Raw genomic sequence first — 4349 nt, 5'->3', positions numbered from 1 at the left:
GAACCCGCGCGTGTTGCCGAGCTGGTAGCCGGCCGGCGCGAACATCCCGATGTCCAGCGCGTTCCCCTTGGCACCGGGCGGCACCTGCGGGCGGTCGTAGCTGTAGACGACCTCGATCTCCCGCACCCCGCGCGGCACGTCGACCGGCAGGTAGTACCAGTCGGGCACGTCGGGCCTCAGTGTGCCGGTGATCGTCCTGGTCTGCTCCCCGGTCGGCGCGCTCGGCTCGGCGAACGCGATGCCGGGCAGCATCGCGCCGGCCGCCCCCACGGCCAGGACACCGGAGCTGGCGAGCAACGCCCTGCGGCTCATCGTCTCGGACACGGGCGACACCGTAGGCGCTCAAGGCCACGACGGGGTGAACGTCTGCCGTCGGCGCGATTGTCGGCGGCCGGCGCTACCTTGTCGCCATGAACCTCGATCTGACGGTCACCACCGGCGAGCTGGCCGCCGCCGCGTCGGCCCTCGTCCGGCTGGTGCCGGGCAAGCTCATCGACCCGGTGCTGTCCGGCCTGCTGCTCACCGCCGGGCCGGACGGGGTCTCGCTCGCCGCCAACGACCGCGAGCGCGCGGCCCGGCTCGAACGGCCGGCGCTCGTGCACACCGAGGGCCGGGTCCTGGTGCCGGCCAAGCCGTTCGCCGACACGCTGCGGGCGCTGGACCACGAGCAGGTGCGGCTGGTGGTCGAGGGGTCCAAGCTCGCCATCCGCGCGCCAGGGGCGCGGTACGCGTTGCCACTGCTGGACGTCGACGTGCACCCGGGGGTCGCAGCGCCGCCGACGGCCGCGGGCATCGTCGACGGGCAGCTGTTCTCCTCGGCGCTCGGCACGGTCGCGGCGGCCGCGTCCCGCGACGACGCGCTGCCGATGTTCACCGGCGTGCGGATCCGGTCCGAGGACCACCAGCTGATCATGCTGGCCACCGACCGCTACCAGATGGCCGTGGCCACGCTGGCCTGGCAGCCGGCCGGCCCGCCGGTCGACGCGCTGGTGCCGGCCGGCCTGCTGGCCGAGATCGCCAAGCAGCTCGAGGGCCCGGTCACGCTGCACTCCGACCGCGACCGGTTCGGCCTGGTGTGGCGGCGGGCCGGCGGCGAGACGGTCGCCACCACCGCGGTGCTCGATGGCAGCTTCCTCCACGAGTCCAAGGTGTCGGTGTCCGATGTGGACACCCGGCTCGAGGCCGACGCCGACGTGCTGGCCGGCGCGGTGCGGCGGGTCGGGCTCTACACCGACGCGCGGGGTGTGCTGCTGGTCGAGGTCGGCGACGGCGAGGTCCGGCTGCGCGGCGCCGACCAGCGGGCCGGCGAGGCGGAGGAGACGCTCAAGGCCGATGTGGAAGGTGGCCGGCTCTCCCAGGCCTACCAGGGCCGTTTCCTCACCGACGCGCTGCGGGCGTTCTCGGGTTCGCGGGTGCGGATCGAGATCCAGCCCGGCATGCGGGCCACCGTGTTCAGCGCGGTCGGCGAGTCCGAGCTCAACCTTCGCTACGTGGTGATGCCCATGCTGCCGCCCAAGCACTGAACCCCTACGCGCCGCCGTCGCGCAGGTAGTCCAGCTGCGCCCGCACCGACCACTCGGCCGGGGCCCACAGCGACCTGTCGACGTCCGCGTAGACCACCTCCACCACCTGCCGGGCAGTGGCGTCCTCGCCCAGCTGGGCCAGGGCCGCGCGCACCTGGTCGAGGCGTTGCTCGCGGTGCGCGAGGTACTCCCCCGCCACGGCCGCCACGTCGGGGAGCTCCGGGCCGTGGCCGGTGAGGGCCGGGGTGCCCGCCGGTTCCTCGATCAGCCGGCGCAGCGTGCCGAGGTAGGAGCCCAGGTCGGAGATCACGGTCGTGCCCCTGCCCAGCACCGAGTCGCCGGTCAGCATCGCCGCCGTGCCGTCGTGGAACACCCGCAGGCACACCGAGTCCTGCGTGTGGCCCGGGGTGTGCAGCACCTGCAGCGCCACGCCCGCCGCCTCGATCCGCTCGCCGTCGGTCAGCGGTCCGGCGTCGCGACACAGGCTCGGGTCGAACGCGCGGACGGGCGCACCGACGCGGTCGGCCAGCCACGGCGCGCCCTGGGCGTGGTCGGGGTGCTGGTGGGTGATCAGGATCAGCTCCACCGGCGCCACCTCGGCCACGCGGGTCAGGTGCGGCTCGTCCTCGTAGCCCGGGTCGACCACCACCACCGACCGCGATGACGGCGAGCGCAGGAGCCAGGTGTTCGTGCCCTCGAGGGTCATCGAGCCCGGGTTGTGCTCCAGCAGCACCGACGCCACCGGTGTCACCGGCCGGAGCTCGCCGTAAGCCGGGTGCGTCGGGTGGGCCGGGTGGGCCGTCACGACGGGTCCAGGTGCGAGGCCGCCCCGTCGTAGAGCGGGTCGCCGGGGAGCACGATGCGCAGCACGTCGCCGTCGCGGGCCACCCGGGGCATCAGCTTCTCGATCTTGCGTTCGCGGCCCGCCGCGGCGGCCACCGAGGCGCACTCCTCCAGCTCGGCCAGCGTCGTCCAGGTGGGCGGCAGCAGGCCGACCCGGCCGGCCTTCCAGTCCTCGAGAGCCTCGGTCGGGCGCTGCCAGCGGGTGTCGGCCGCCTCCGTGGTGGCGCCGTCCGCGCGCTGGCCGACCGGCAGCGCGGCGAGGAAGAAGCGGGCGTCGAACCGGCGCGTCTCCTCCACCGGCGTGACCCAGTTCGACCACGGCCGCAGCAGGTCCGCCCGCAGCACCAGGCCCGACTCGGCCAGGAAGCCCGCCAGCGACAGCTCCCGGTTCACCAGCTGGCCACGGGCCTCCCCGAACGGCCGGACGTCGGTGACGACCGACTCCTCGTCCGGCCCGGCCAGCAGCACGCCCGACTCCTCGAACGTCTCCCGGACGGCCGCGCACACGAGCGCCCGCGCGAGGCCGACGTCGCAGGAGAAGCGGTCCGCCCACCACGCGGGCGACGGGCCGTGCCAGGCCAGCGAGGTGTCCGCGTCCCGGCGGTCCACCCCGCCGCCGGGGAACACGGTCATCCCGCCGGCGAAGGCCATGCCCATCACCCGGCGCTGCAGGAACACCTCGAGCCCGCCGGCCGTGTCGCGGACGAGCATGACCGTGGCGGCGTCCTTGGGTGTCACCGGTGGATCCGGTATCTCCGGCGGGACGAAGCCCTCCGGCAGGATCAGTTCCTTCGGCAGCTCACGCACAGGCGTGAGCCTACGCAGACCACGCGCCCGCAACGGGCAGGATGTGACCATGAACGACACACGGCTGCGAATGGGACTCGTCGGCGCGGGACCGTGGGCACACCGGGTACACGCACCGGGTATCGCCGCACACCCGGGCACCGAGCTGGTCTCCGTGTGGGCCCGCCGTCCCGACGCCGCGGCCGAGGTGGCCGCGCTCGGGGGCGCGACGCCCGCCGAGTCCTTCGACGACCTGCTCGACGCGGTGGACGGCGTGGCCTTCGCCGTGCCGCCGACGGTGCAGGCGCCGCTCGCGCTGCGGGCGATCGAGGCCGGCAAGCACGTGATCCTCGAGAAGCCCGTGGCCGGCACCGTCGAGGAGGCCGAGCAGCTGGTGGCCGCGGCCGAGCGGGCGGCCGTCGCCACGCTGCTGGTGCTCACCTTCCGCTACGGCACCGGGACCATCGACTGGCTCGAGGAGGTCCACCGGATCGGCGGCTGGCACGGCGGCACCGCCCGCTGGATGTCCGCCACGCTGCTCGACACCAAGTACGAGGCCTCCCGCTGGCGCCACGACGGGGGCGCGCTCGCCGACATCGGCCCGCACGTGTTCGACCTGCTCGACGCTGCCCTCGGCCCGATCACCGACGTGCTGTCCGCGCACTTCGCCGAGCCGGGCGGTGTCTGGCACATCCTGCTGGGCCACGAGGGCGGCGCCACCAGCTCGGCCACCCTCACCATGCACACGCCCGCGAAGCCGCCGATCAACGACTTCGCCGTCTTCGGCACGAACGGCTACCGCGAGCTCGACGCCACCGGCGACGCGCAGGCGCGCTACGCCGCCCTGCTCAGCGACTTCGTCAGCATGGTGCACAACGACGCCACCACGCACCCGTGCGACGTCCGCCGCGGCCTGCACCTTCAGCGCCTGCTGCGGGCGGTCAGCAAGAAGGTCACCGAGAAGGTCACCGAGAACGCCGGCTAGCTGGCCGGGTAGCCGCCGCGCCCCTCGGAGTGCGGCGGCACGCCGTTGACCATCATCGGGCCGCCGGAGGCGCGGGCCGAGTCGAACGGGGCGCCCGGCTTGCCGTGCCGGCCGGACCGGTCGATCCGCCACGACCCGGACGAGCTGCTGGGCTGGTCCTTCTCCCGGCGCGCCAGCTCGTCCTGCAGCTCGCGCAGCAGGTTGCGCTCCTG

5 protein-coding genes and 1 pseudogene are annotated in these 4349 nt (G+C 74.4%); 2 read left to right on the top strand and 4 right to left on the bottom strand.

Going from position 1 to position 4349, the window contains the following annotated elements:
* Window positions 1-324, bottom strand: a pseudogene (locus VGD70_RS36095) (phosphoesterase); the annotation flags it as partial.
* 86 nt (window positions 325-410) lie between these two features.
* Here VGD70_RS36095 and dnaN point away from each other — a divergent pair.
* Window positions 411-1523: a DNA polymerase III subunit beta gene (gene dnaN, locus VGD70_RS36090; protein WP_331089527.1), complete on the top strand. Its 1113-nt coding sequence runs from the start codon at window positions 411-413 to the stop codon at window positions 1521-1523.
* A 4-nt stretch (window positions 1524-1527) separates the two neighbouring features.
* On the opposite strand, the gene VGD70_RS36085 is transcribed toward dnaN, so the two are convergent.
* Window positions 1528-2328 (bottom strand): MBL fold metallo-hydrolase, encoded by an 801-nt coding sequence (locus VGD70_RS36085; protein ID WP_331089525.1) that lies wholly within the window; start codon window positions 2326-2328, stop codon window positions 1528-1530.
* Window positions 2325-3173, bottom strand: coding sequence for an NUDIX hydrolase (locus tag VGD70_RS36080; protein WP_331089523.1), 849 nt, complete (start codon window positions 3171-3173; stop codon window positions 2325-2327). Before VGD70_RS36080 ends, VGD70_RS36085 begins: the two co-directional genes overlap by 4 nt.
* Before the next feature lie 49 nt (window positions 3174-3222).
* Between VGD70_RS36080 and VGD70_RS36075 the strand changes: the two genes are divergently transcribed.
* On the top strand, window positions 3223-4137 hold the full coding sequence (locus tag VGD70_RS36075; RefSeq protein WP_331089521.1) for a Gfo/Idh/MocA family oxidoreductase: 915 nt from the start codon (window positions 3223-3225) through the stop codon (window positions 4135-4137).
* Here the strand turns inward: VGD70_RS36075 and VGD70_RS36070 are convergent.
* A partial coding sequence (locus tag VGD70_RS36070; RefSeq protein ID WP_331089519.1) for a hypothetical protein occupies window positions 4134-4349 on the bottom strand: 216 nt, incomplete at its 5' end. The two genes, VGD70_RS36075 and VGD70_RS36070, sit on opposite strands and share 4 nt — an antisense overlap.

It is taken from the genome of Actinophytocola sp. (genome assembly GCF_036402745.1).
Taxonomy (GTDB): Bacteria; Actinomycetota; Actinomycetes; order Mycobacteriales; family Pseudonocardiaceae; genus Actinophytocola.
This window is presented reverse-complemented; position numbering and strand designations above follow the sequence as displayed.

What these genes read in the sequence shown, in the direction of transcription:
- dnaN (WP_331089527.1), top strand. Translation starts at nt 411, where the DNA reads ATGAACCTCGATCTGACGGTCACCACCGGCGAGCTGGCCGCCGCCGCG.
- VGD70_RS36075 (WP_331089521.1), top strand. Translation starts at nt 3,223, where the DNA reads ATGAACGACACACGGCTGCGAATGGGACTCGTCGGCGCGGGACCGTGG.